The 25,880-nt window shown below is 69.4% G+C and carries 24 protein-coding genes and 1 CRISPR repeat array; of the genes, 22 read left to right on the top strand and 2 right to left on the bottom strand.

Features of this window, described 5'->3' with window-relative positions; translation table 11 throughout:
* Positions 1-42: 42 nt before the first annotated feature.
* From ABD330_RS08310 to ABD330_RS08280, 7 genes are all read left to right on the top strand, one after another.
* A complete protein-coding gene (locus tag ABD330_RS08310) occupies positions 43-1,380 on the top strand; it encodes a ParB/RepB/Spo0J family partition protein (RefSeq protein ID WP_344462444.1) in 1,338 nt (445 codons plus the stop codon).
* Positions 1,381-1,441: 61 nt separating this feature from the next.
* Positions 1,442-2,392 (top strand): methyltransferase, encoded by a 951-nt coding sequence (locus ABD330_RS08305; protein ID WP_344462442.1) that lies wholly within the window; start codon positions 1,442-1,444, stop codon positions 2,390-2,392.
* 247 nt (positions 2,393-2,639) lie between these two features.
* Positions 2,640-2,876, top strand: coding sequence for a hypothetical protein (locus ABD330_RS08300; RefSeq protein WP_344462440.1), 237 nt, complete (start codon positions 2,640-2,642; stop codon positions 2,874-2,876).
* A 337-nt stretch (positions 2,877-3,213) separates the two neighbouring features.
* The gene (locus ABD330_RS08295; protein ID WP_344462438.1) at positions 3,214-3,402 is read left to right on the top strand and encodes a hypothetical protein; all 189 of its coding nucleotides are present in this window, start codon (positions 3,214-3,216) and stop codon (positions 3,400-3,402) included.
* Between the two features lie 158 nt (positions 3,403-3,560).
* The gene (locus ABD330_RS08290; RefSeq protein ID WP_344462436.1) at positions 3,561-4,217 is read left to right on the top strand and encodes a ParB N-terminal domain-containing protein; all 657 of its coding nucleotides are present in this window, start codon (positions 3,561-3,563) and stop codon (positions 4,215-4,217) included.
* Positions 4,214-5,656 (top strand): ParB N-terminal domain-containing protein, encoded by a 1,443-nt coding sequence (locus ABD330_RS08285; RefSeq protein ID WP_344462434.1) that lies wholly within the window; start codon positions 4,214-4,216, stop codon positions 5,654-5,656. Before ABD330_RS08290 ends, ABD330_RS08285 begins: the two co-directional genes overlap by 4 nt.
* Positions 5,657-5,670: 14 nt before the next feature.
* Positions 5,671-6,177, top strand: coding sequence for a hypothetical protein (locus ABD330_RS08280; protein ID WP_344462432.1), 507 nt, complete (start codon positions 5,671-5,673; stop codon positions 6,175-6,177).
* Positions 6,178-6,589: 412 nt separating this feature from the next.
* Here the strand turns inward: ABD330_RS08280 and ABD330_RS08275 are convergent, their stop codons facing one another.
* Positions 6,590-7,255: a hypothetical protein gene (locus ABD330_RS08275; RefSeq protein WP_344462430.1), complete on the bottom strand. Its 666-nt coding sequence runs from the start codon at positions 7,253-7,255 to the stop codon at positions 6,590-6,592.
* A 107-nt stretch (positions 7,256-7,362) separates the two neighbouring features.
* Between ABD330_RS08275 and ABD330_RS08270 the strand changes: the two genes are divergently transcribed.
* From ABD330_RS08270 to ABD330_RS08260, 3 genes are all read left to right on the top strand, one after another.
* The gene (locus tag ABD330_RS08270) at positions 7,363-7,899 is read left to right on the top strand and encodes a hypothetical protein (protein WP_344462428.1); all 537 of its coding nucleotides are present in this window, start codon (positions 7,363-7,365) and stop codon (positions 7,897-7,899) included.
* Entirely contained in the window at positions 7,899-9,434 is a 1,536-nt protein-coding gene (locus ABD330_RS08265) for a terminase large subunit domain-containing protein (protein ID WP_344462426.1), read from the top strand. Before ABD330_RS08270 ends, ABD330_RS08265 begins: the two co-directional genes overlap by 1 nt.
* Positions 9,435-9,527: 93 nt before the next feature.
* Positions 9,528-9,851, top strand: a complete 324-nt coding sequence (locus ABD330_RS08260; protein ID WP_344462424.1) for a hypothetical protein — start codon at positions 9,528-9,530, stop codon at positions 9,849-9,851.
* Between the two features lie 223 nt (positions 9,852-10,074).
* Here ABD330_RS08260 and ABD330_RS08255 read toward each other — a convergent pair whose 3' ends face one another.
* Entirely contained in the window at positions 10,075-10,230 is a 156-nt protein-coding gene (locus tag ABD330_RS08255) for a hypothetical protein (protein WP_344462422.1), read from the bottom strand.
* A 217-nt stretch (positions 10,231-10,447) separates the two neighbouring features.
* Between ABD330_RS08255 and ABD330_RS08250 the strand changes: the two genes are divergently transcribed.
* The 12 genes from ABD330_RS08250 to casB all read left to right on the top strand — a co-directional run bounded on the left by ABD330_RS08250 (position 10,448) and on the right by casB (position 25,867).
* Entirely contained in the window at positions 10,448-12,352 is a 1,905-nt protein-coding gene (locus tag ABD330_RS08250) for a hypothetical protein (protein ID WP_344462420.1), read from the top strand.
* Positions 12,353-12,434: 82 nt separating this feature from the next.
* On the top strand, positions 12,435-13,832 hold the full coding sequence (locus ABD330_RS08245; RefSeq protein WP_344462418.1) for a serine/threonine-protein kinase: 1,398 nt from the start codon (positions 12,435-12,437) through the stop codon (positions 13,830-13,832).
* A 512-nt stretch (positions 13,833-14,344) separates the two neighbouring features.
* The gene (locus tag ABD330_RS08240) at positions 14,345-15,223 is read left to right on the top strand and encodes a hypothetical protein (RefSeq protein ID WP_344462416.1); all 879 of its coding nucleotides are present in this window, start codon (positions 14,345-14,347) and stop codon (positions 15,221-15,223) included.
* 179 nt (positions 15,224-15,402) lie between these two features.
* Positions 15,403-16,026: a hypothetical protein gene (locus tag ABD330_RS08235; RefSeq protein ID WP_344462413.1), complete on the top strand. Its 624-nt coding sequence runs from the start codon at positions 15,403-15,405 to the stop codon at positions 16,024-16,026.
* A 106-nt stretch (positions 16,027-16,132) separates the two neighbouring features.
* Positions 16,133-16,552 carry a head decoration protein gene (locus ABD330_RS08230; RefSeq protein WP_344462411.1) on the top strand — a complete coding sequence of 140 codons (420 nt, stop codon included), beginning with the start codon at positions 16,133-16,135 and terminating at the stop codon, positions 16,550-16,552.
* Positions 16,553-16,565: 13 nt separating this feature from the next.
* Positions 16,566-17,615 (top strand): major capsid protein, encoded by a 1,050-nt coding sequence (locus ABD330_RS08225; RefSeq protein ID WP_344462409.1) that lies wholly within the window; start codon positions 16,566-16,568, stop codon positions 17,613-17,615.
* Positions 17,615-17,797 carry a hypothetical protein gene (locus tag ABD330_RS08220; protein ID WP_344462407.1) on the top strand — a complete coding sequence of 61 codons (183 nt, stop codon included), beginning with the start codon at positions 17,615-17,617 and terminating at the stop codon, positions 17,795-17,797. Before ABD330_RS08225 ends, ABD330_RS08220 begins: the two co-directional genes overlap by 1 nt.
* Positions 17,798-17,864: 67 nt before the next feature.
* Positions 17,865-18,188, top strand: a complete 324-nt coding sequence (locus tag ABD330_RS08215; protein ID WP_344462405.1) for a hypothetical protein — start codon at positions 17,865-17,867, stop codon at positions 18,186-18,188.
* A gap of 30 nt (positions 18,189-18,218) precedes the next feature.
* Entirely contained in the window at positions 18,219-19,025 is an 807-nt protein-coding gene (locus ABD330_RS08210) for a hypothetical protein (protein ID WP_344462403.1), read from the top strand.
* Positions 19,026-19,116: 91 nt separating this feature from the next.
* Positions 19,117-20,246: direct repeats of the CRISPR family, unit length 29 nt; unit sequence CGGCTGACCCCCGCTCGCGCGGGGCGGAC.
* A gap of 144 nt (positions 20,247-20,390) precedes the next feature.
* Complete coding sequence (gene cas3 / locus ABD330_RS08205) at positions 20,391-23,351, top strand: CRISPR-associated helicase Cas3' (protein WP_344462697.1); 2,961 nt, start codon at positions 20,391-20,393, stop codon at positions 23,349-23,351.
* A gap of 210 nt (positions 23,352-23,561) precedes the next feature.
* Positions 23,562-25,124 carry a type I-E CRISPR-associated protein Cse1/CasA gene (gene casA, locus ABD330_RS08200; protein ID WP_344462401.1) on the top strand — a complete coding sequence of 521 codons (1,563 nt, stop codon included), beginning with the start codon at positions 23,562-23,564 and terminating at the stop codon, positions 25,122-25,124.
* Positions 25,121-25,867, top strand: a complete 747-nt coding sequence (casB, locus tag ABD330_RS08195; RefSeq protein ID WP_344462399.1) for a type I-E CRISPR-associated protein Cse2/CasB — start codon at positions 25,121-25,123, stop codon at positions 25,865-25,867. The genes casA and casB overlap by 4 nt, the downstream gene beginning before the upstream one ends.
* Positions 25,868-25,880 lie beyond the last annotated feature (13 nt).

Here is a 25,880-nt window from a genome sequence, read left to right as displayed (position 1 = left end):
GACGAGGGAAGTCCCCGGAAACCTCTTGGAGTGGAGCCCGAAATGACCGTCAAGACCGAAGCCCGCAAGGCCAGCGCCACCCGCAAGACCGGCACCGTCCGTAAGGCCGCCGTTCGCAAGCCGGCTGCCGTCGCGCCCCCCGTGCCGGCTCACCCCGCACCCGGCGCCGTCGAGGCCGAGACCGTCGCCGTCGACACTCTTGCTCCGGTCCTGGCTCCGGCCGTCCCTGCCGCCGACGAGGCTGTCGCCGTCAAGGGCAAGGCAGTCGTCGCCCTCAAGGTTGCCGAGGTTCACCGCAATGAGGGCCAGCCCCGTGAATACTTCGACACCGCAGCCCTGATGGAGCTGGCCGCCTCCATGGCGGAGCGTGGCCAACTCCAGCCGATCATCGTCCGTGAGGACGCCGAACTCGGCGGCTACGAGATCGTCATGGGAGAGCGCCGCTGGAGGGCCGCCCACATGAACGAGGCGGAAACCATCGACGCCGTGGTCATCGACGGCCCGTACACCCTGCGCAGCTTCAAGGACGCGGTTGCCGAGAACCTGAACCGCGAGGACATGACCCCGCTGGAGGAGGCCCGCGCGTTCCAGAAGATCCTCGACGACGAGGAGGGCGCGACCAAGGAGAGCGTGGCGGCCGACTTCGGGAAGACCACCCAGTTCGTCAACCTCCGTCTCAAGCTGCTGGACCTCATCCCCGAGGCCGCCGAGCAGGTCAACAAGGGCGTCATCGGCACCCAGGCCGCAGTGCAGATCTCCCAGCTCGCTCCCGCCAACCAGCGTTCCGTGCTTGCGAAGTGGGCACGGGGGGAGTTCGCGAGCGAGAACGAACTGCTCCACTTCACCTACCAGGTGAAGCAGCAGCAGGGCCAGCCCTTCATCCTGGCACTGGAGGACCTGACGGAGGAGCAGCGCGCCGAGCGCAGCGCCCACAAGAAGGCCACCCGCACTCAGCTCGACCAGATCGAACGGGTGATCGCCAAGCTCGACGAGATCGGCACCATGGCGCTGCCCGACCTTGCAACCGCCCTCGAAGGCGAGTTCGGCTCACGCCTGGCGCAGATGGACCGGGTGGCCAAGTCCCTCGCCAGGGCCACCTTCCAGCTCCGCCAGGCCAAGGCCGCCTCCGAGGCCCACATCATCGCCGTCAACCCCGAGGCAGTCGCCCCGAACCTGACGGGTACCCAAGAGGCTGAGGGTGGCGCCCAGACGCCCGACGAGGACGCCCCGGCCACCGAGCTCTCGGGCACTCCGGCCACCCCCGACAGCGGACAGGGTGAGGATGCGACCACCCCAGCTCCGGCCGAGGAGCGGCCCGCCGCCCAGGAGGCGGCCGGCCCCGCCGACACGCCCGAGGCCGCCGACGGCCAGACCGTCTGACCAACACCCGCCGAAGGGGCGGCCCAGTCGCGCCGCCCCTTCCAGTCCCGAGGAGCACGCCGTGAAGATCGACGAACAGACCCGCGCCGTCCTGGAGCAAGCGGTCGCCTGCGGGGAGGAGCTGCGCCTACCGACCGACCTCGACCCCGGGCTCTACCGGCGCGCCGATGCGCTCCTCGTCGCCGTAGGCGGGAAGTGGAACCGCAGCCGCCAGGCCCACCTGCTTCCCGGCGGCGCAGCCCGGGCCGTTGCCGCGCTCCTGGCCGCCGGACAGGCCAAGACGGCGCGCGAGCGAATCATCGAGCGTCAGTTCTTCCCCACGCCGCAGCACATCGCCGAACTCCTCACAGATCTAGCAGGACTGACCTCTGGTCACCAGGCCCTGGAGCCGTCCGCCGGCGACGGCGCGATAGCTCGCGAGATGGCCGCCGCCGGTGCGGCCGTGGACTGCATCGAGCTGGATGCTGACAGTGCCGACGCCATCCGAAGTGCCGGGTATGCCCGAACGGTGATCGCCGGGGATTTCCTGAAGTGGCCCCGCCGCCCCGACTACGACGCGGTGGTCATGAACCCGCCCTTCGCCAAGCGCCAGGACCTTCACCACGTGCTTCACGCCGAAGGCTTCGTCAGGCCGGGCGGGAAGCTGGTCGCCATCATGTCCGAAGGGATCACCTACTGGAGCGACCGCGCAGCCGTCCAGTTCCGCAACCATGTCGAAGAGTCCGGCGGGTCGATCGCGCCGCTCCCCGCCAACGCCTTCCGTGAGGTCGGCGCCAAGTGGTCCACGGTGGTAGTGGTTCTCCCGGTCACCGGGCAGCCGGCGGCCCCGCCGCCGCGTGCTGAGCCTCGACGGCTCTGGTCGTGCATGACGGGCGCCGACTTTGGGCGCCCGGCGAAGCCCGTGCAGGACAGCCTGTTGATCCTCGACGGCAACCCGGACGAGCTCGGCACCGAGCCGCTCGACGGCTTCGGATTCGGTGCGCCGATGCATCGCAGCCTTGAGAAAAGATAGGCAACAACTTAGCTAAGTGATACGGTCAGGTTGTCGGTCAGGGACACCGCCCCATCCGGAGCCCCTGACCGACAGCGCCGTGGAAGCGGCGCCCTCACCAACCGTGCCTGCGGGCGGCAACCCCCCGCGCCCCACCCGCCAGGCGCCGGCCCCCAGACGGGGCCACCGCAGGGCGCCGCACCACCCACGAATCGGACCCGCCCCACACCACTCCTGGGGCGGGTCCTCGCGTACCCGAAGGACTCACATGCCCGTCACCTACAACAGCGACAGTGCAGCCGACCCGGACTTCTACGCCCACCTCATGACCGAGCGATACGGCCCACTACGGCTCATCTTCGCCGAGCGCAACCGTCCGGCACCCCCGCGGGCCACCTGGCGCCTGCCGCCGGCCACGCCGGATCCCCGCGCCGCCCAGCACCGCGCCGAGCTCCTCGCAGCCCTCAACGACCGTCCCCAGGCACACCCGGAGACCGCAGCATGACCGATATCACCAGCACCGAGCCCGAACGCACCCCGCCGACCCCCGGCGCCATCTGGTGCACGTCATGCGACTCCTGGTGCCTTCCTGACGGGGTCTGCCGATGCAACAGCAGGTGACTGAAGGTCAGGTCTACGAGTCCTTGAACCCCTTGGACGAGGGCCGCCGAATCCGCGTCGTCAGCGTCGGACCACACCGCGCCGAAGTCGAGACCATCGGAGGGCCAGCCAGACGCCGCCCAATCCTCCTCGGTAAGTTCCACGTCACCGCGTCCTCCAGGACCGGGCAGCTCCGCAGGACCGGCTACCGTCTCGTCCAGCCAGCAGCGAAGGAGCCACCCGTGCAGCGCCCAACCGCCAGCAACATCACGGACATCCAGCTCGACGATCTCTACGAACGACTCGACCTTGCCGCCGAACTCGCCCACACCGGGCGCCGTGCCCGCACCGAACGCAGGGACATCATCCGGCGCCTTTGCGCCGGAGAGATCACCCCGGAGCAGGCCCGCGCCGAGGACGCCGGCAAGTAGGCACTCCTGACTACAGCACAGCGCCCCGCCACATCGGCGGGGCGCTGCCGCATGCTGGCCGGCTCCCAAGGCATCGATCGCCGACGGGCCCGGCCGTCATCGTCTAGGGTTGACCCCCAGTAGGGCGCGGGGAAACGGCCTACCAGAGGACCTGCCCGATGACTCCTCCCCGCATCCCCGAACCGCTTCTCCCGCTCGCGGTGCCCGTCGGCGACCTCTCGCCGTACCACCGCAATCCGCGCACCGGTGACCTCGCAGCCATCAGCGACTCCCTCACCGTCAACGGCCAGTACCGAGCCATCGTCGTCAACCGCGGCACCCTTACCGGCCGCCCGAACGAGATCCTCGCCGGCAACCACACCTTCAAGGCGGCACTTGAGCTCGGCTGGGACCATATCGCCGTCACCTGGATCGACGTGGACGACGAGGCCGCCGCCCGCATCGTCATCGTCGACAACCGCACCTCAGACCTCGCCGGGTACGACACGGCGCTCCTCGCCGACATCCTCGCCGAGTTGCCCGACCTGGAGGGCACCGGCTACGACCAGGACGACCTGGACTCGCTCCTCGATGACGTCGAGCTGCCTGGCCTGCTCGACCTGACCAGCGACGGAGCCGGAACCGGGGAGAAGGCCACCGTGGACTACCTCCAGTGGGGCTACCTCCAGTGGTCCTCCACCCGCGTGCGGATCACCGCCGAGGAGGTCCAGGCCCTCTCCGCGCTCCACGACAAGTTCATCGAGGACACCAACGGCGACCTCGGCTTCGGCTGGCACCTGCTCCAGCACGCCCACAAGCAGGCCGATGCCGGATGAGCGCGATCCCCACCACCACGTTCCACAAGGCGTACCCACTCGCAGACCTGCGCCCCGCCGACTACAACCCCCGCCGACTCAGCCCCGAGGCATTCGAGCGGCTCAAGGCCAGCATCAGCCGCCACGGCATCGTCAAGCCCGTCATCCTCAACGCCAACGGGACGCTGGTCGCAGGCCACCAGCGAACCAAGGGCATGACCGCCCTCGGCATCACCCACACCCCGGCCGTCATGCTCGGCACGACCGTCCGGCTCCAGGACGAGATCCGCTTCAACCTCCTCCACAACAAGGTCGAGACCGAGGCGTCGATCGTGCACGCCGAGCCCGGCGACATGGGCGGCTGGTCATGGGTGCCCTGGCAGTCCATCCAGGTCGACGACCAGAAGAACGCCGCCTTCGTCAACGCCATCGGCCAGATGTGCGCCGGCCACGGCCCCTGGGGCTCCGTCGTGATGGACGACCAGGGCCGAATCATCCTCAACGCCGAGTACGCCGTCGTCGCCGCCGCGCACCGCTTCGACCTGCTCGCCTGGACCGTCCCCTCGCCGGAGGCTGCCCAGCTCCACGCCGACCTCACCGGCGAGTACGGCGTCTACGACTGGACCGCCATCGAAGGCCAAGCCCCGGTCTGGAACCAGCACATCGTCCAGCCGAAGAGGCTCAGGGTCCGTACGTCCAAGGCCAAGGCCGGCCTCACCTACGGCTCCGAGACCTGGGAGAGGCTCGTCCTGCCGTGGCTCAAGCCCGAGCAGCGCGTCATCGACTTCGGGGCCGGCCACGGCGACTACGCCAAGATGCTGAGGGGCAAGGGCTACTCGGTCCTCGACTACGAGCCGTACCGCACCGCGCCCGGCAAGTACGCGGTCGACATCCGCGAGGTCGTTGCCATGATCCGCGCCCTTCACCGAGAGCTCCGCTCGGGCGGACTCTTCGACGTCGTGGTCCTCGACTCCGTCATCAACGCCACCACGACCACCGACTACCAGCACTGGGTCCTCGCCACGGTCAACGCCCTGTGCTCGGCCGAGGGGACCGTGTGCATCGGCACCCGCAGCCTCGCCAAGGAAACCCGGATGGAGAACGCCAACCGCGCGACCACCGGCGGCGCGGTCAACATGTCCTTCCTCGACGACAACAACGTGGAGATGAACTTCGTCCAGGGGAAGTGGCAGAAGCTCCGCTTCCACACCCCGGAGACCCTGGAAGCCCTGCTGACGCCCTACTTCGAGCACGTGAAGATCAGCGACGTGGCCGACTCCAACCTCAAGGCCGTCTGTAAGGGCCCCCGCGCCCTCTCGGAAGCCGACTACAGGAAGGCATTCGAGGAGGAATTCAACATGCCCTATCCGAACGACTTTCGACATGGCAAGCATCTTGAATTGGTGGAATTCTTGATAAAATTGGCAAAGGAGAGAAATTCTCTCGAATCAGCCAATTAGGAAATGGGGCGGCTGTGGAAGACCGAATCAAAGTAGAAATACGAGCACGCGAGGACTACGGCATCATGTGGCTCGCCGGCATCCGCAACATCGCGCTCGATCAGCACTGCCTACGGTCCTTCGGCCGACCCGACCGCCCCATCGTCCACCCCCACACCAAACTCCAGACCCTCCACCTGCCCACCGCCAACCCGCCACTCGCCTGGTACCTCTGCGCCCTCCCACAGCCGTGGAACTGGGGAGCCAATGCGCACCTGGCCTTCGAGCCTGTCTCCGGCTACCACTGGGAAGGCCCCGCCCTGGTCTCGGGCCTCGAAGTCCGTCTCGTCGGAGCTCGCCCGATCACCGGCTGGGGCCCACATAACATCCCTGCCACCGAGCCCCGCCGCACCCTCCGCCGCTACAGCACCTGCCGCAACTGGCAGTTCGCCTGGTGGCTCCGGCAGAACCGCGCGGCCCCCGACGTGCCCCCGCCACTGCAGCCACCCCAGCAGGACCACGGGCAAATGACCTTGCTGTGAGAACGCACCTGGGGCCAGCACGTGTTGACGTGCCGGCCCCAGGTGCACGCACTAGGAGCGCCGGTTCACGGGACGCCGTCGAGCCGCCGACGAGCGCACCCGCGGCCGGCCGGCTGGCAGGGCGCCAATGGGTCGCCGCCCGCTGTCCGGCACAGACCGGCCAGCCCACCGCCGGTGCACCCGCCGAAGCTCACCAGCCCGCCGTGCGGACTTCCGCACCGGAGTCCGCCGCACGCCCGCAAAACGCGGACAGGGCCGCCCCGCCTTCTGCCGCAGCAGCTGAAGCAGCAGCTCCAAGACCGCCGCCACGCCGACCCCGAAGGCCTTCACCATGGCCTCCACAGACCACGGCGACTCCAGGACATGACGCATAGCTCACCTCTCAGTTGAAGAACCGGGAGGGTGTGATCGATCAGGCAGCCAGGCCGAAGACCAGCCCGTGGTCGCCCACCCCGAAGCGACCGGCCGCGAAGATCGGTCCGGGGGCCCTGGGAATCAGAGGTCTACTGAGTCTCGTGATTCCGCAGGCAATGGCTAGCGGCTCGTGATCGACTGGCTGCGGAAAGCCCGCATCCGAATCGGTATCCCAGATGCGGGCTGACTGGAGCGAGTGAGCGAGAAGAAAGCCGGACTCTAGCCGGCTCAATGCACCAGCGAAGCCATGGCGGTGGAGTCGTCCGGCCCGCTGAACGGCCCGAGCTATGGGCTCGCCTCGCCAAGAGGCGGCGGCCACCAGGCCGAGGTACGCCCCTGTCTTCCCGCCGCCCGTCGCGTGGAGCCACAACCCGCCCTTGGCGGCGTCGTGAGCAGCAGTGAGACCGCTGAGCCGATCACCATTCGAGTGAACGAATTCATCGGCGAGCTCAATTGTCGCGAGCAGGTGGGCAAGCGGGAGAGCGCCGATATCAGCTGGGCCTTCGCAGATGACTTCCATGCTGCTGATCGCGGGGGACAGTGAGCCCGCGACCAGGTCACCTAGGCGTACCCGCCTTTGTCCCACCCGGTGCGCGACATCCGCGGACCCCCGGGCCGACTGCACTACCCCGGACTTGATGCCGTCCAGCTCGATCGGCTGCATGCCCCAACTTTACGCCGACGCTGATGATCGAGGCACCGATTCCGCTGACCCGAGTAGTGAGGGATCATAGAAGCGGCGCGGGGGCGCACGGAAGGACCACCGCGCCAATGGCCCGCCCCACTCGGGCGCAGCGCGCCGCGATCGCCCAACGCCGCGCCGACGCCGTCGAGCTTCAGCTTGCCGGCGTTGACTGGCTGACCATCGGCCGGAAGCTGGCCGCCGACCCGACGATCAACTCCGATCGGATCGCCTACCCCCAGGGCTATGGCGCCGAGTTGTACGCCAAGGGCAAGGAGTCGCCCGACGACGCCGCCCTGATCCGCTACGCCTGCAAGGACGTTCAGCTCTCCCTCCAGGAGCGGCACACCGAGCTCGGAGTCTCCGTCGACGAACTTCGCGCCCTCCACCACATGCGGCTGGAGCGCCTGTTCTTCGTCGCGTTCCGACGTGCCGTCAAGGACGGTGACCTGCCCGCCATCGACCGCGCCGTGCGCATCCTGGAGCGCGACGCCCGCCTGCTCGGAATCGACGAGCCCACCCGCACCGAGCTGTCCGGCCCGGACGAGGGCCCGATCACAGTGGAGACCGTCACCGCCGGCGAACTGGCCCAGCTCATCGCCGCCACCGAGGGCGAGGCCAGCTGATGCCGGCCACGACCGAACTCCTCGTCCAGTACCGCACGCTGCCCGCCGACCGGCGTCGCGCCATCGCGGCCAAGGCATCACCGCAGCTGCGTGCCGAGCTGGCCCAGGTCGAGAAGGACATGGCGATGCGCCGCTCGCCCGGCTCGCTCGCCTCCGTCCTCACCGCCGGACGAGAGATGCAGGCCGAACACCTGGCGCTCATCGACCAGGCGTTCCAGCGCATCGCCGCGGGCGAGTCAATCCGGCTGCTCCTCACCATGCCGCCCCGACACGGCAAGAGTCGGCGCGCGGCACGGTGGGCGCCGCTCTGGTACCTACTCCAGCAGCCAGACCACCGCGTGATGATCGCCTCGTACTCGGCTGAACTCGCGGACGACCACGGGCGGTGGATCAGGGACGCCATCACCACGTGGGGCGAGCAGATCGGCATCGCGCTGCACCCAGGCAGCAAGGCGGCGAACCGCTTCGACATCCTCGGCCACGAGGGCGGGCTCGTCTGCGCCGGCGTCGGCGGCGGCCTGACCGGCAAGGGCGCGCACCTCGCCGTGGTCGACGACCCGATCAAGGACGACGCCGAGGCCCAGTCGCCCACCATGCGGAAACGGCTGTGGGAGTGGTGGCAGTCCGTCCTCCTCACTCGCATCGAGCCGGGCGGAAGCGTGATCGTCATCCAGACGCGCTGGAGCGAGGACGACCTCGCTGGCCGCATCTTGGCGAGCGAGACCGCCGAGGACTGGATCATCATCGACCTGCCCGCCATCGCGGACACCCCAGACGATGCGCTCGGCCGCAAGGTCGGCGAACCGCTGTGGCCCGCCCGGTACGGCAAGAAGGCCCTCGCCAAGATCCGTCGCGCCGTCGGAGAGCGCGTCTGGTGGTCGCTGTACCAGCAGAAGCCCCGCCCACAGGAAGGCGGCGTCTGGCAGCGCGCCTGGATCGACCAGCACCGAATAACCGCCGTCGCGTTCGCCGGCCTCGACATGGCCCGCGTCGTCGTCGCCGTCGACCCCGCCGGCGGCGAGAGCCTCGTCGGCGACGAGACCGGCGTCATCGGCATGGCCCTCGGCTTCGACGACCACCTCTACGTCCTGGACGACCGCTCCGCGAACATGGGTGCCAACGACTGGGGCATCACCGCGTGCCGACTGGCGATGGAGCTCAAGGCAGACGCCATCGTGGTCGAGTCCAACTATGGCGGCGACATGGCCCGCCAGGTCGTCACGCAGGCATGGGACCAGCTCGCCCGCGACGGAGAGACGCGCGGCCTGCTGATGCCGATGATCCTCGAAGTCACCGCCAAGGTCGGCAAGCGCCTGCGCGCCGAGCCGGTCGCCCAGCTGTACGAGCAGGGCCGCGTCCACCACGTCGGCCACTACCCACAGCTGGAGGGGCAGATGGTCACCTGGGTCGCGGGCATGGACTCCCCGGACCGCATGGACGCCGCGGTGCACGGCCTGACCGAATTGGCCGACCCCGACCAGCTCGCCATGCTCCCGAAGGGCATGGACGACGGGCGGCTCGACGGGCGCCGATAACAGCCGCAATCGCCACAATAGGCTTATCGCCAACAGGGCCCGCTGTGGCGATACGCGTAGTCCGCCATTTCCGGCATTGGCAGGTTCGCGATCATGAAGCTGAAGGAGGCGCGGCTGATTGCCGTGGAGCTGGCGTGCGTTGCCGTGGTCGCAGGGGGGATCGCTGCGGTCGAGGCGTCAGAGGAGACCCCGAAGCCGACGGAACCGAAGGTCGGCAGCCCAGAGTGGACGAAGCAGTACGAGGCCAAGCAGAAGCGATCGTTCGTTGCAGGCCGGTACGCCCAGGCCAGGATCGTCGGGCGCGGGCATGAGCGTTCTCAGGTGCTGTGCGCCGTCGAGCGGGGCAAGATCGGCCCAGACCGGGAGGCCGAGCTGGACGAGAACGTGTTCGGCGCTGACTGCGAGTTCCAGGTCTAGTCCCCGGCTCGATGAAGATCATTCCCAAAAGTCGAAGATCATTCCGGCGAGACATGTTTTGTAGCCGGGGCGTGGATCGGCCGGGTGGTTTTTCCCCGCAAGCGATGACACACGGTTAGAGTCGTGTGTATGAACCCATTGCGCGTGCAATGGGCTTCGGAGTGGGGCGACCCCGACCTGCCAGGGGAGGCCGCCCCGTCCGGTAACCACGGGGTCCCGGGGTCTACCAGCGGTGGATGCTGACGGCGATTGCCACCAGGGCAGCGGACAACTGCGCCAGGTGGGTGCCGTTGGTCAACCATCCGTTGCCCCGGGACTCCTGCCCCGGCGGCGTGCTGGCATCCCTGATCCAACGGATCAGCGACCTGAGTGCGCCCATGTTCACCTCCCCTCCTCGCTAAGCGAGTTCAGGAGGAGCAGGATGACCGCATGTCACCTTGCAGGCTCAGAATAGGCTGTATGAACAGCAGTTGATGGCAGATCGGTCGGACCTCTCCGCCCTGCAGGCCGAGGATGACGTCATGTCAGGCCATTTCGAGTGGCGCGCCCGGATAGGCTAACCATCGGCGTGGGGCCTTGATGCTCGGAGGGGCGCTGTGGGTCTTCGCGATCTTGTCATCGATGCCTGGAGCTGGCTGAACTACAAGCCGATCATGGCGAACCCGATCCGCCGGGGCTCCGGCCCGTTCGGGGAACTTGCTGCCGGTTGGGTACCGCCGGAGGACCTTCGCCGCCTTCAGGCGTACAAGCTCCTCGCCGCTTACGACAACAATCAGGCTGGGCAGCTCGCCGCAGTCGCCGGTGACGAGAGCGGGCTTGAGCGGCGGGAGCTCGGCGACGCGTCGAAGCTGATCGACACCGCGCTCGGCTACATGCTGGGCAGCGAGCAGACCATCGTGGTGCCCGGCGCGGAGCACCAGGGCAGCCAGGCGCAGCCCGCCGGTGCGGCTCAGGCGCTCGCAGTGCAGGGGCGGCTTCGCGAGTGGGGAGAGAAGGAACTCCTGCCGCTGCGCATCCAGCAGTGCGAGCGGGCCGCCGTACGGTGCGGAGACGCGGTGTACACGCTCGCGTGGGAACCGGCCAAGGGACGCCCGGCGCTGAGGACGATCGACGCGGGCTTCTATTTCCCGGAGTGGACAGACGACGAGGTGGACGCGGCCGAGTACCCGGCGCGGGTGCACTTCGCATGGGAGCTGCCAGCCGACGACCGGCGCGGCCTCAAGGCTCGGCTGCGCCGCATCACCTACGAGCTGGGGCCGATCGGTCCCGCGACGAAGCCCGGCCAATCCAAGGACGGAAGGCCCGTCCGGGAGTGGGCGTACAGCGACACCGGGGAAGCCATGGTGATCGTCGGCGACCAGCTCAACGCGGACACCGGCCGGATCACGCGCACCTACCGGTGGGCGCCGGGCCGACCGTCCGGGGTGACCTGCTACCTCACCGACGCGGAATGGCTCCTGGAGGACCTGAAGGCGGGCGAGGACGTCTACAACCTGCCGCCGGAGAAGGCCGCCTACCGGGTGCGCTCGGACGGGGAAGTCCTCCAGGCACTCGACCTGATGATCGACTTCCTGCCGGTCGTCCACGTCACCAACACGATCCCCGATGCGGGCGAGCACTGGGGTCAGCCGTCCATCGCCAAGGTCATGCAGGTCCTCGATGAACTGGCCGCCACCGACTCCGATTCGGCCGCCGCGTCGGCGACCACTGGCACACCGATCATCGGCCTCTCCGGAGTCCGGCTGCCCAAAGACCGCACGACCGGGGCCACACTGCCGCTCCAGGTCCGCGCCGGCACCGTCTGGTCGCTGTCCGAAGGTGGCTCCATGGACACCCTCGACACCTCCGCACAGCTGGCCGAGCTGCGCGCACGCGTCGACCACCTCCTGGACCGGGTGGCGGGCAACTCCCGGCTCACCTCGTCTGGACTCGGCACCCTCGACCCGTCCGCCGTCCCGTCCGGCTACGCCCTCCAGCTGGCGTTGGGACCGCTGGACGCCTTGGTCTCCGCCATGCGACTCGCTCGCGCCCACAAGTACGTGCTGCTGTTCAAGATGGTGTGCCGTCTGCACCAGGCCGGACAGGCGGAGGGCTGGCCCGCGGGGGAGACGCTGCCCTCGAAGCTGGTGTGGGGGCCGCACACGCCGACCGACCGAGCGGCTGTCCTGGACGAGGTCACCAAGGGCTTCCAGGCCGGGGTGCTCAGCTTGGAGACCTCCGTGCGGATGCTCGCCGACGCCGGATACCCGATCGAGGACGCCACTCAGGAGGTCAAGCGCATCCAAGCCCGCGCCTTCGTCGCTGCAGTCGCGCTCGCGGACGCGACCGCCGACAACGGCGCCGTCCGGGAGTACCTCGGCCTGCCCAAGGCTAGCCCTGAGATCCCCAAGGTGCCGCTGCCCGCACCGGCCAAGTCGGCGACTACCACTCCGGCTAGTGCCGCATCAGGCAACGTTCGCCTCGTTGCAGCCGGCCGTCTCGATTCCCAGGCCCAGAAGTGATCCGCAGCCGCCTTCACGCACCGTTCCGTGTGGCCAGAGAGCCCCAGTAAGGTAGGCGAGTTGACGAACAACTGGGGGAGTAATGGCAGTGGATGCGCAGCTTCTCGTCGGGCGGTACCGATTAGTGCGTCAGCTCGGCCAAGGCGGCATGGGGCAGGTGTGGCAGGCCCAAGATGAGACCTTGGACCGGCCCGTAGCCGTCAAGGTCATCTCCCTGCTCACCGGTGGCGGGAGCCGCGGTGACGAGGCACGCGCCCGGTTTCTGCGCGAAGCCCGGCTCACCGCCCGCCTCCAGCACCCCAACATCGTGACCATCCACGACCTCGGCGAACACGGAGAGGGAGAGGACCGCGTCCCCTTCCTCGTCATGGAACTGGTCAGGGGCGAGGGTCTCGACACACTGATGCGTCGGGGTGCCGCCACTCTGGCCGATGCCGCTCGTTGGGGCGAGCAGATCGCCCATGCGCTGGCCGCAGCGCACGACGCCGGAATCATGCACCGCGACATCAAGCCGTCCAACATCCTGATCACCCCGGCGGGCACCGCCAAAGTCCTCGACTTCGGCATCGCACGCGCCGTCGATCCGACCGATACCCGTCTCACCGAGAGCGGCTTCATCATCGGTACGCCGCCCTACATGGCCCCGGAACAGGCACGCGGATTCCCAGAACCGCGCAGCGACCTCTACGCCCTCGGCTGCCTCCTCTACCAGCTGATCACAGGCCGGCTCCCCTTCCAGGCCCCCGACACCCTCGGCTACCTCACCGCGCACCTCACCGAAGAACCGCCCGCGCCCAGCTCGGTCACCCCGGGCATCCCCGAATCCTGGGACAACCTCGTCCTCACCCTGCTCAGGAAAGACCCCGCCGAGCGCCACCCGGACGCCCACACCCTCGCCAAAGCCCTGCACCACCTCGCACAGCAGCCCGCGGCCTCACCCACCACACCCAAAGCCAAGACGACCCCCCGCCCCCGGCACACGGCGGCCCCACCCGCCGTACCCAAACCCAAGACCCCCCGACCCTGGCACACGGTCCCTGCCCAGCCGGCACCGGTCACCGTCCAGAACACTAGCGTCGAGCAGCATGAATCCGGTTTCCGTGTCCTGATGCTGTTCAGGGCCGCCATTTTCCCGGTCCCGAGCTGCCTGTACATCTCCGGGCTCTACGCTGCCAGCTACTCGCCACTCATTTGGCTCGCTGCGCAGATACCAATCCTGCTCCTGACGGCGGAGCTGACGCCGCGCTCCGGTCGTGTCCTACGAGCGGCCGGATACGTTCTCGCAGCTCTCGATATCGCTTGCTATGTAAGGACCTTCCTACTGGTCTCTTCGGGCATGGGTTGGGACAGTGCGACCATATCGTTGATGGTGGTTTACTTGCCCATCGTCATGCTGAAAATCTTCAGGTATCTCCACCGCGACATCACGACCCGCGCCCTCGCCGTGGAGCAAGGCCTGCGAAGCAGAAGCGCGCCGTAAACTCGCCCAGCAGTCGGACAGCACATCAACGAGGCGAACGTTGTCTGATGCGGCACTAGCAGGGGTGACGGTCCGGCACCTGGGTCGGCGTGAGGCCGGTTCGCCCTTGGGTGGACGGGAGGGCCCTGGCGTTATGACCGCCGGGGCCCTCCTACTCCCCAAGGTTGTGGGTCTGCCGAAGCGTTACAGGTGGCGGAAATGCGACACCAGCACCCCGAACAGCAGAACCCCCGCGCCCTGGCAGAACCCGCGCAGGGTACTTGTGGTGATCAATCGCCGATACCGGCGGAGTCCCCGCCGGAACGTCGGGGAGGGAGCTGGCTTAGAGTCGAGAGTCATGGGACTGGTCCTTCCTGTTGTGATGGAGATGTTCCAGATGTGGAGTCCCGCAGGCAGCGCCGACCAAGCAACTGGCCTGCGGGCTCCTCTACTTCTGACCTTAGGGACCGCGACCGGTCTGTGTCTCGCACGAACGGCCTTGGGCAGAGGGCAAGTCGATGTAATTTGTGAGCGTGGAGCAGCCGTGGACCACTGTGACCGGGCCGGGGACGATCGATGACTTGATCGCTGACGCCCTGGCAGCTGGGTATGAGATCAAGCCGCGAACCGTGCACGCCTGGGTCGCAGAGGGTCTGCTCGATAATCCGGCCCGTCGCGGCAAGGGGCGCGGCTCGCATATAGGGCTCTACGCCGTCAACCAGCGCAAGCTGTTTCTCCTACTTCTGCAGAAGCGCGAGGAGATGCCGCGCCTGCCGAGCCTGGCCCTGGTACCGCTTTCGATTTGGCTCGGGTGGGGCGAGGAGTACGTTCCCACGCGGCAGGTCCGCAAGGCGCTCGGCACCTGGCTGCGAGACGGTCGCCGAAACCTTGAGGTGGCGCGGATCGGCGCTGAGCAGATGGTCGCTCAGATGGAACACCCCTGTGCCTCGGAGACGGCGCGAGCGCGGCTAGTTAGGCTGCTCGCGGGCATCAGCCATTCAGGTCGCTGCAATGAAGCCGACCTCGCAGAGCTGGAGGATGCGGCTCGGGCAGTGTTCGAGCCGCCCAGTGTTTTCGGCGCCAGTGGTCTGTTTCGTGCTGAGGGGCATCCAGAAGCGGCAGTGACTGTGGATGGTCTCGTGGAGTACACCCGTTCCATGTGCACGGCGATGGAGGCCGTCCGTGGCAACCGCGTGGACCTTGAACTCCTGGATTGGGCTCGCCAGGAATACCGAGATTCGAAGGAGTACTACTTCCGCCGTAGGCCTGCTCTCGCCGCGCAGGTGTCTGGGGCGCTGGCTGCTGCCTTCGCGGAACGTTCGGTGGATGAGGAGATCAACAGCTGTGGGCGGGATCTGCTCTCACTGATCGGTATTGCTCTGCGCCGCTCCGAGGCGAGGCGGCCAAGTTGAGGGGGCGGCTTGGGTATTCGCGTCGGGTCGCCGGGCCTGACCGGAGCGGTTCGCTTGGGGTTCCCTGAATCAATCCGTGTGAACCAGCAGCCTCGTAGCGGTGGAAGTCGAGACTCACCCGCCCAGAGGCGCGGTTACACTGATCATCGGCGCGGGGGCGCTGCTCCGGAGGAATCCGTATGACCGCCGTTCCCCAGCCGCCCCTGCCTGCGGCCGATCCGTTGCTGCAGCCTGAGCCGCCGGTCTCGGACCCAGGCAGCGCCCTGATCACTCAGGACACCCTGACTCGCCTGCTGGCCCGCGAGAAGTCGCAGGGTGAACGCGCCGCGGTGAAGAAGCTCGTCGACACTCTCGGGTTCGCCGATGCGGCCGCCCTGGGTGCTTGGGTCGAGGCGCAGCGGACGGCGGAGCAGGCCGCGCTGAGCGAGGTCCAGCGGCGCGAGCAGGCCGCCGAGCAGCGCGAGCAGGCTGCTCAGCAGCGGGAGCAGGCTGCCGAGGCGCGGCTTCGAGCGGCCGTCCGCCAGACGGCACTGGCTCGCCTTGGTGCTTCAGGTGACGGCCTCACTGACGCCGAGCGGCTCCTCGACGTGCCGGACGACGCTGACGACCAGGCCGTGAAGGACGCGGCCGCCGCGCTGAAGGTCCGCCGTCCGGAGCTGTTCGGCCCGGCCGCGCCGACGACTGCGCCTCCGGCCCCTGGCGGTTCGCCCGCTGGTGGGCCGCCGCCGCGCGGCCAGGCCCCGGCCACTGGTTCGGCCGGGCTGGAGATGGCCAAGCGACGCGGCTACCTCCAGCCCTCCTGACCCAGCAGCAATCAGGGCCATCGGGACCACGCCCCTTCTCGTGGACGGCACCACCGCTGGTGAGTGCGAGACGTGACCGTTCCGTCTTCCGTCCCCAGGAGGGGCTTTGACCATCCAGCCGATCAGCAGCTCGGCCAGCTACACGGCCGACCGCAGCTGGCTCGCGAGCCTGCACGGCACCGACAGCATCGAGACGATCACCCTCGACATCAGCAAGTTCACCGCCGGCACCCACTACCAGGTGTCCACCGACACCACGCAGCCGTACAGCCGCGTCCTGTCCGGCCTACCCGTCGGGAAGATCACCGCGTCGGGCCTGTACGGGCCGTTCAACCCGGCCGCCGCCGACGGCACCCAGAACCTCGCCGGCTTCGTCTTCGCCGAGACGCTGTTCGCCCCAGCCCAGCCGAAGGTGCCCGCCGCCCTGCTCTGGCACGGCGTCGTGAAGGCCGCGAAGGTGCCCGGCGGCATCGACACCACGAAGGTCACCGCCTCGGTGACCGGCCCCCAGATCCGTTTCGTCTGAGAGGAGTTGACCGATGACCATCCAGGACCTCATCAAGGACGTGTCGGCGCACGACCTGACCGCCTTCGCCCGCGCCATCCCCAACCCGCAGGACTTCCTGCTCACCCAGCAGGTGTTCCCGACGCTGGTCTCCCGCGAGGTGAAGTGGCGGATCAAGAACAACGGCCGCTACGTCAGCACCGCGAAGTACCGCGCCTACGACGCGTCCGTGCCGTTCGGGGACCGGCAGGCGTGGGAGAACGCCCGTGAGGGCTTCCTGCCGCCCCTCGGCCAGAAGCTCGTGGTGGGCGAGCAGGAGCAGATCCTGCTGGAGCAGTCCCACGGCGCCGACCAGGACCGGCTGATCGAGCTGCTCTACGACGACGTGGAGCGCCACGTCGAGGCGATCCGCTCCCGCCTGGAGCTCGCCGCCGGCGACGTCCTCCTCGACGGCAAGTTCACGCTCGCGGGGGAGAACGGGCTGACCCTGGAAGTGGACTTCGGCGTCCCGGCCGGGAACATGCCGACGGCCGCGAAGCCGTGGTCGGACCCGACGTCCGATCCGATCGCCGACGAGCTCGCCTGGACCCAGTACCTGGACGACCTCGGAGCGCCCGAGCCCGCCATGGTGCTCACCTCCCGCAAGGCGTACAGCTTCCTGGCTAAGAACAACTCCTACCGGGCCGCCTACTACGGCTCGGTGAACCCGTCGACCACGCCGACCGCGACCCTGACGCCGCAGCAGGTCAACGTCGTGCGAGGCAACTACGGCCTCCCCCCGATCACCTTCTACAAGGCGCAGGTCCGGGTGGACGGGGTGCCGACGAAGGTCCTGCCCGAGGACCGGTGGATCATGCTGCCGCCGGACCGCACGAAGTGGGGCCAGCTCCAGTTCGGCATCACGGCCGAAGCCCTGGTGCTGTCGCGCGGCACGAACCCTGAGATCGACCGCGAGGACGCACCGGGTGTGATCATCACCCGAGGCGTGCAGGACGACCCGGTGCAGATCTGGACCAAGGGCGCGGCAGTCGGCATGCCCGTTCTGCACACCCCGGACGCCCACATCGTGGCGAAGGTCCTGTGATGGGCGCCCGCCTGGCCGCCGCAGTCCACCTCGACCACCCCGTCACCCGCGAGCGGATCATCCTCCAGCCGGGAGACGAGCCCGAGCCCGAGGTCGCCGCGCTGATCACTCACCCCGACGCCTGGGAGCCCGACGACGAGCTGGACGACCAGGCCCCGGAGGACGACGACGACCCCGAGTAGCTCAACCCGGCGGGGCCCGGCAGCCGGCACGGTGCCGGGCCCCACACGCACCTGAGAGGAGATAGCCGTGGACGACACCGTTCGGTCCTGGCTGCTCGCCCAGCTCGGCCCCACCGACCTGACGGAACTCACCGGCCGGTACGAGCGACTGCGCAGCGCCCGAGCCGTCGCCATGGAGGTGCTGTCCGAGCGCAGGGCCAAGCTGCTCGCCGAACCGCTGCGCTTGGTCGTGGACGGTGTGGTCACGATGGACCAGACCGCCAACCTCACCGGCCTGGAGCGGCAGCTTGCGGCGATCCAGGCCAACCCCGGCCCGGACGACGCGGCCGGTGACGACGCGGCCCCGCACCTGGACGTCACCGCGCTCGTGCCGACCCGGCGCGCCCGGTAGCCGGCTGTGCCGTACGACTGGCCACCGCTGGTGCCCGGCGACGCTGAGGAGGTCGCCCGCCGAGTCGCAGCGGTCCTGGAGGACGCCTGGCAGCGGCTCAACGCCCGCCAGGCCGCCGTGATCACCGCGTTCGCCGACAACTGGCGGGTGCCGCACGTCCTGGCGACCCTGGAGGAGTTCAAGCAAGCCATCGAGGCTTTCCACAGGGCTGTGGACAACGAAGCGACACAGTTCGTCGGCCGCCAGCTGCCACATCTGTACGAGCGGGGAGCTGAAGCTGCCACCGCGGTGACCGGCGGACGCTTCGGATGGACGCTGCTGCACCGCGACGCCCTCCAGGCCCTCGCCGCCGACAGCTACGAGGACTTCCTGCGCCGCTCCCAGGAGGCCGGTCGGATGGCCGACGCCTTCTACAGGGCCGCCAGGGCAGCGGCCCGCCGCGAGGTGCCGCTACTCGCTGCGGGCAACGTGACGGCCCGGCAGGCCAGCCGCGCGCTCGCGGCCCGCCTCGCCGCCGACCACCAACTCAGCCACGTCGTCTACCGCAACGGCTCCCGGGTGCCGGTCCGGGCCTGGGCCGAGGCCGCCACACTCGCCAAGAGCGCGGTGGCGTACAACGCTGGCACCCTCAACCGCGCACGCGAGGACGGCATCCGCTGGGTTGAAGTCTTCGACGGACCCGACTGCGGCTGGACCTCCCACAGCGACCCCGACAAGGCCAACCGAACACTGCGCACCGTTGATGAGGCGGCCGACTGGCCGATCTCCCACCCGCAGTGCAGCCGATCCTTTGGCCCCCGCCCCGACGCCGACTCCCAATCTGACAAGGGAAGTTAGGTTAGCGGAGGTAGGTTCGCTGTCGTGTCCTGGTCGAGAAGGGCGGTGATCCTTTGGAGATTCGCTGCATGGGTGGATGCTGCCCGTCGGCCGACTGACCCCCGTTTGCACGGGGCGGACATCCCACTGATCACCCCGTTCCGCGGCGACGACGACGGCTGACCCCGGCTCGCGCGGGGCGGACGCGCCGTCCGCCCGGGTCACCTCGGCCGCCGCTGGCTGACCCCCGCTCGCGCGGGGCGGCCACCGCGGGGATGCCGCCGGACCGGCCGATCTACGGCTGACCCCCGCTCGCGCGGGGCGGACGCGACAAAGCAGGTCGACCAGTGCTCCCCGCGCGGCTGACCCCCGCTCGCGCGGGGCGGACGCGTCGTGCCTCCGGTCCTGCTGGTTGGGGAACGGCTGACCCCCGCTCGCGCGGGGCGGACGGTCAACCCATGCTGACGGCCCGTCAAGGAGTCGGCTGACCCCCGCTCGCGCGGGGCGGACGACGAGTCCCATGTTGATGGCGCTCTTGAACGCGGCTGACCCCCGCTCGCGCGGGGCGGACGGTCCCCCGGCCGCGCTCGGCGGCCCGGTTGTCGGCTGACCCCCGCTCGCGCGGGGCGGACTCTTCTTTTCCGGTGTATTCATAAAGGAGATCCGGCTGACCCCCGCTCGCGCGGGGCGGACCGTTACCCGTCGGTTTCCGCACGTCAACACGCCGGCTGACCCCCGCTCGCGCGGGGCGGACGTTCGACCCGGCCGAGGCCGAGGGGCTGCGCGCGGCTGACCCCCGCTCGCGCGGGGCGGACATACAGCTCATCCGCAAAGACGGTCCAACCGCCGGCTGACCCCCGCTCGCGCGGGGCGGACAGGGCGTCGGTCGCGTGGGCGTTGAGCTGCGCCGGCTGACCCCCGCTCGCGCGGGGCGGACGGCGGCGGGCTGTTGGTCGGCAGGACGAGAGGCGGCTGACCCCCGCTCGCGCGGGGCGGACGCCGCAGGTCGGTGTGATCTCGCTGCGGGTGCTGGCTGACCCCCGCTCGCGCGGGGCGGACACCACGGCGGCGGGTGAGAGCATCGTTGCCACCGGCTGACCCCCGCTCGCGCGGGGCGGACTTGAAGTCGGGGTGGCAGGGGATGAGATCGGGCGGCTGACCCCCGCTCGCGCGGGGCGGACGCAGCGGGGAGTTGGGGTTCGCCGCGTCCGTGCGGCTGACCCCCGCTCGCGCGGGGCGGACTCTTTGCGACCTGCGACGTTAGGCGGGTTTTGCCATTTCTTGACTGTGTGTCATGGGGCCTCTGATTCCACGGTGGTGTCGCCGAATTCGTGCTCAGGCCACTTCGGAGCGGCAAGGTTCGATGGTAGACGTGTGTGCCGCTTGGTGGGGGCGGGGCGACTTGCGGGCCGGTCGTTGCCAGCCTTCGACGTGGACTGTTGGGGTCGGGCGGGCGGATTGTCAGTGCCGACTGATAGCTCTTCCCTCATGACTGAGAACAACCGTCCTGTCACTGTGGGCAATGATCTTGTGGTGGATGTCCGACTCTGGGGCAAGTATGACGGGCTGTCGCGGGCGTATCCGGTGATCTGCCACCTGCTGGACACCGCGGCGGTGGCGGGGGTGTTGTGGGACGACGTGTTGAGCTCTCGGACACGGCGTCGGATCGCACGGGAACTCGGAGTGCCGGAGGCCGAGGGGCGTCGGATCGTCGCGTTCTGGGCGGGGCTGCACGACATCGGGAAGATCACTGCGCCGTTCCAGGCGAAGGTCCCCGAGGCGTTCGCGGCCGTGGCTGCCGAGCCGCAGTTCGCGGCCGGTGCTGCTCACGCGGTGTCGGAGCGTTCGCTGCGCCACGAGACGGCGACGCACTGGGCGTTGGTGGAATTCCTGACCGAGTGCGGGTACCCGCAGGACCGGCTCGTCCGCATGTCCGCCGGTCACCAGGTCGCGCAGCTTCTCGGCGGGCACCACGGATGCTTCGGGTCGGTGTTGCGGGAGAAGGAGCTGCGGGCGGTCGCCGCGTGGCAGCCGGGGCTGGGGGAGGACGGTTGGCGGGAGCAGCGGCACGCCCATGCGGCTGCTGTCCGTCGGTTGACGGGCGCGATGAGGGTGCCGCAGGGGGCACTGTCGGGGCCGACGGCGGCGGTGCTTACGGGGTTGGTGGTCGTCGCGGACTGGTTGGTGAGCCAGGTCGACGTGATCGAGCCCCGTCTTCCGGCGGCCGATTGGCGGGGGAGTGGGCCGGAGTTGGACGAGCACTTCCGTGGCGCGCTCGCGATGCCTCCATCGCTGGTGCGCGGTGCGGGACTTGGACGGGCGCAGTTCCCGCAGCGGTCGTTCGAGGAGCAGTTCCCGTTCCCGCCGAACAAGTTGCAGGCCGATATCGCGGCACGGTTGCCCGGCCTGGTGTCCGGGGCGGGCCTGTTGCTGGTCACCGCGCCGACCGGGGACGGCAAGACGGAGGCGGCGCTGCACGCGGCGTCGGTGATGGCACGGGTATCGGGCGCGTCCGGGATGTATTTCGCGTTGCCGACGATGGCCACCGCGGATGCGATGTTCGATCGGGTGAGGCGGTTCGCGGACGGCAACGTCGAGGGTGAGCGCGCGCTGACGTTGCTGCACAGCATGGCCTGGCTCAGCCCGGCCTACGCCGACGGCCAGGGGCAGGATCTGGGGCAGGGGTCGGTGGTGTCGTCGGACGGCCCGACCGGTACCGAGGCCGGCCGTTGGCTGCGTACGCCGCGCCGGGGTCTGCTGGCGCCGCTGAGCAACGGCACCATCGACCAGGCCCTGACCGCGGTGCTGCCGGTGCGGTACAACGTGCTGCGGCTGCTGGGCCTGTCGGACAAGGTGCTGGTGGTGGACGAGGCGCACGCGTACGGGCCGTGGATGCACAGCTTGCTGGTGCGGCTGCTGGAGTGGCTGGGCGCGCTGGGCGCCCCGGTGGTACTGCTGTCGGCGACCTTGACGGGCCGGGCGGCTTCCTCCCTGGTCGAGGCGTACCGTCGCGGCGCCGGCTTCCCGGAGCCCGCTCGCGTCGAGCCTTGCTACCCGGGCTGGCTCTACGCCGACGCGCACACCGGTGAGGTGTCCGAGCCCCGCGCGGTGGACAGTGACCGGGAGCGCGACCTGCGGGTGGAGACCCGCCAGGTGCGTTGGGACGTGAGGGAGCGGCCCGACGCGACGCCGCGGCCCGGATCACGCCGGGCGGCCCTGCGCGAACTCATTGCCCCGGTCACCGGGCAGGGCGGCTGCGTACTTGTCTGCTGCACGACCGTCGAGGAGGCCCAGCGCACCTACCGCGACCTGCAACACGCCTTCCCCGAACTTGCCGCCCGTCAGGGCGGGCTGCGCCTGCTGCACTCCCGGTACCCGGCCCACGTGCGCCAACGGATCTCCGCCGAGAGCGAGTCGGCCTTCGGCAAGCCGGCCGACGAGGCACAGGCAGCCGCTGTACGTCCCGGGTCGGTGCTGGTGGCGACCCAGATCGTCGAGCAGTCCCTCGATCTGGACTTCGACCTGGTCGTCAGCGACCTCGCCCCGCTCGCCCAGCTGCTCCAGCGAGCCGGCCGCGGGAAGCGGCACGAGCGCGCCAACCGTCCTTCCTGGACGGGGGATCCGCGAGAACCGCGCCTAGTGGTGCTGGAGCCCCTCGGTGAGGACGGCACGGTCGCCGCGCCGAAGACCTGGGGAGCGGTCTACGACGACGCACTGCTGCGCCGTACCAGCGTCCTGCTGAACAAGCGTGCCGGAGCGGGCATCGCGGTCCCCGGGGACGTGCAGGAGTTGGTGGACGCCGTGTACGCGGACGACTTCTCCGACCACCTGGCGGATGCGGCCGAGCGCGACAAGCTGGCGCACCTGGACGCAGCGCGCCTCGCCGCGACGGCGGCGGAAGGTCAGTTGGCGCGCATGGTGACGATCCCGGCGCCACAGGATGTCCGCGGTGACCTGTCCGTCCTGAGCAGCTCGGACCCGGGGATCACCGAGGAGCTGCTGACGACCCGGCTCGGAGCGGACACAGGCCGCGCCGTCTGCGTCTACATCCAGCCCGCCGGATTCCGCACCCTCGACCCGGACGGCGCAGTCGAGTTGCCGGACAGTTTTGGTCGGGCACCGGCACGCCGACAGGTCGCCGAGGTGATGAGCCACACCGTTCCGCTGCCGGGTCGCTGGCTGGCTGGGCGCACCGAGGAGCACGACGTCCCCAAGAGCTGGAGGTCCAGCCCGATCCTGGCCGACCTCGCCCTGCTGCCCATGAGCCGTGGGGAGGACGGCCGGTGGACGTGCCGGCTCGGCACGCGGGAGATCGAGATCTCCGACGTCGGGATCTCCGCGAACTGACCATCTACACGCCGCACTTGGGTATACCGTGAGACGTGTCGTCCCGGCGCGGCATGTCGCGCCGGGGCGACACGACCCCCGCTTGCGCGGGGAGGTGCGGCGCCCTGGCTGGACGGTATCTACACCCCGCAGGGCTCACCCCCGCTCGGAGCGGGGACCCTGCCGCAGCTTACCCAGCCGTAACCCGCTCAGCCCTCGACCGGAGGCAGGATGCCGCCCGACGCACCCACGTACAACCTGTTCGACGAACCCTGGATCCCTGTCCGCTGGGCCCCTGAAACCGACGGCCCGCTCCCCGAGGCGGTGGGCCTGCGTGAACTCCTGCTCCGGAGCCACGAGATCACGCAGGTCGCGATCGCCCTGCCGCCCGCGCTCTCCGGGCTCTACCGCATCCTCTACGCCATCACCGCCCGCATCACCAAGCTCGACGAAGCAGGACCCGGATCCTGGGCGCACCGACGCCGGGACCTCACAGACGAAGGACAGTTGGACGGTGACGCCGTCCAGGAGTTCGCGCAGTCCAACCGCCTGCGCTTCGACCTCTTCGACCCCGAGCGCCCCTTTCTCCAGGACCCGCGCCTGGCCCACGAGTGCGACGGCGCCAACACCGCCGGCGTGAACAAACTGATCACCACCCGCCCCTCCGGCAACAACCACGCCTGGTTCCGCCACGTCTGCGACAACGCCCCCGACCTCCCGAGCGCCGCGGAGGCCGCCCTGCACCTGATGGTCTGGCACTACTACGGACCGTCAGGACGTTGCTCCAGTCGCACCGTCAGCACTACCAAGGCCGCCAACGCCCTGGCCGGACCGCTGCGCAGCACCCTCTCCTACCACCCCGAAGGGAACACGCTGTTCGAGACCCTTCTCGCAGGGCTGCCCGAGCCGGGGAGCACAGTGCGCCGATCGAGGGACCTGTGCCCCTGGGAGCGGGACGACCTGCCGGACCCGTCGGTGCTGCCGGAACTGGGCGGACTGTGCTCGGATCTGACGGCCCGCTCCCAGCACGCTCTGCTACTGGTCCCCGACGACTCAGGGCAGCACGTACGGGACGCCTTCATCACCTGGTCCCACCGGGACAAGATCTCTCGCCTCGGCGACGCCTATCTGATCTGGCAGACCAGCAAGGAGGGCAACCCCTACCCGCGCCCCGCCGACTCCCACCGAGCACTCTGGCGCGACCTGGACGCCCTACTCCTGAAGAAGCCCAGCGGCACAGCCCTGCCGCTCCAGCCGAAGGTGTTCACGACCGCGCACGAGGTATCGGAGGACCTGCGGATCCGCGCGCTCGGCTTCGAACAGGACGGCCAGGCCAAGGACGTTCAGTTCGTCGACGCCTCCACCCCGCCCGTCCTCGGCCTGACTGAGGACCTCAACCCCCGGATCGCCCCGCAGATCGGCAAGCTGCGCATCGTCGGTGAGACGTACGGTGCGCGCCTGGACCGGGCGGTCAAGAAGGCATGGGCCGTCTACACCGACGCGGCGAAGATCGCGGACTGCACCTGGTCGGTCGATGCCGCCGCGCGCTACTGGCCTGCGGCGGAGGCGGAGTTCTGGCGCCGCCTGGACGCCGCCGACTTCGCGACGGCTGCCGTCTCCTTCCGCCGTCTCGCCGAGCAGGTCTACGACGACGTCACTGCCAAGGCCCTGGGCACCATGCGCGGCGCCAAGGCCTGCTCCCAGGCTCGCACCGAACTCTACGGCGGCCCGGCGAAGGCCCCCGTCAAGACTGCCGGTACCCGCCCCGCCGCCACCACCCCGGAGGACACGTGAGCGACGCCACCACCGATGCCACCGCCGACGCCCTTGCGCCGCCCGCGAGTGGCCCGCCCTTCGCTGCCGCGGACAGGCCGGCCACGGTCCTGGGCCATGCCAGGGCGTTCGTCCGCTGGATCGACCAACGGTGCCACGCGGACCCCGGCGTGCGCAGCGCCCTGCGGCGTGGGGTCGGCCGGCCGCTGGACGACGTCCCGTACATGCACAAGTTCGTCGTGAACTGGCTCAATGCCGAACACCTGCGCACCTCCGACGCCCAGCGTGCCTACTACGCCGTCGCCTCACTGATCGCCGCCCAGCGCCGCGACCAGTACGCCGCCGCGAAGAACAGCACCACGAAGAACACCCCCGACGCCGCCGCCACGACATCGCCAGAACGTCCGTACGGAACCAGTCTCGGCGCCGCCTACGCCCAAGCCGTCGCCAAAGGCAGCGAGAGCGGAATCCGGGAGAGTTCGGCCGAAACCCGCCTCAACCTCCTGACCCGCCAGAGCGTCAACGGCCTCCACCGCCATCTCCCCGGCGCGGTACGCCAGCTGCGCGACAAGCAGGTCGACATCGACTGGGCGCAACTCCTGGTGGACCTCAGCCGCTGGAACCGCCACTCCGGAAGCATCAAGCGCCGCTGGCTCCAGGACTTCTACCGCGCCCGCCGCACCGTCGAGTACGACCAGGCCCGCCAGGCCGACCCTGCCGCCCAGCCCGAGCCCGATCCCGCCGGCGCCCGGCCCAAGAACTGATATCACCGCCCAA

Origin of the sequence: Kitasatospora kazusensis (genome assembly GCF_039529945.1) — a bacterium.
In the GTDB taxonomy this organism is placed as follows: Bacteria; Actinomycetota; Actinomycetes; order Streptomycetales; family Streptomycetaceae; genus Kitasatospora; species Kitasatospora kazusensis.
The sequence above is the reverse complement of the archived record's forward strand: the minus strand, read 5'-3'. Positions and strand labels throughout refer to the sequence as shown.

Coding starts and splice junctions, on each gene's coding strand:
- ABD330_RS08310 (WP_344462444.1), top strand. CDS start 43: ATGACCGTCAAGACCGAAGCCCGCAAGGCCAGCGCCACCCGCAAGACC.
- ABD330_RS08300 (WP_344462440.1), top strand. CDS start 2,640: ATGCCCGTCACCTACAACAGCGACAGTGCAGCCGACCCGGACTTCTAC.
- ABD330_RS08290 (WP_344462436.1), top strand. CDS start 3,561: ATGACTCCTCCCCGCATCCCCGAACCGCTTCTCCCGCTCGCGGTGCCC.
- ABD330_RS08285 (WP_344462434.1), top strand. CDS start 4,214: ATGAGCGCGATCCCCACCACCACGTTCCACAAGGCGTACCCACTCGCA.
- ABD330_RS08275 (WP_344462430.1), bottom strand. CDS start 7,255: ATGCAGCCGATCGAGCTGGACGGCATCAAGTCCGGGGTAGTGCAGTCG.
- ABD330_RS08270 (WP_344462428.1), top strand. CDS start 7,363: ATGGCCCGCCCCACTCGGGCGCAGCGCGCCGCGATCGCCCAACGCCGC.
- ABD330_RS08265 (WP_344462426.1), top strand. CDS start 7,899: ATGCCGGCCACGACCGAACTCCTCGTCCAGTACCGCACGCTGCCCGCC.
- ABD330_RS08260 (WP_344462424.1), top strand. CDS start 9,528: ATGAAGCTGAAGGAGGCGCGGCTGATTGCCGTGGAGCTGGCGTGCGTT.
- ABD330_RS08255 (WP_344462422.1), bottom strand. CDS start 10,230: ATGGGCGCACTCAGGTCGCTGATCCGTTGGATCAGGGATGCCAGCACG.
- ABD330_RS08245 (WP_344462418.1), top strand. CDS start 12,435: ATGGCAGTGGATGCGCAGCTTCTCGTCGGGCGGTACCGATTAGTGCGT.
- ABD330_RS08235 (WP_344462413.1), top strand. CDS start 15,403: ATGACCGCCGTTCCCCAGCCGCCCCTGCCTGCGGCCGATCCGTTGCTG.
- ABD330_RS08225 (WP_344462409.1), top strand. CDS start 16,566: ATGACCATCCAGGACCTCATCAAGGACGTGTCGGCGCACGACCTGACC.
- ABD330_RS08220 (WP_344462407.1), top strand. CDS start 17,615: ATGGGCGCCCGCCTGGCCGCCGCAGTCCACCTCGACCACCCCGTCACC.
- casA (WP_344462401.1), top strand. CDS start 23,562: ATGCCGCCCGACGCACCCACGTACAACCTGTTCGACGAACCCTGGATC.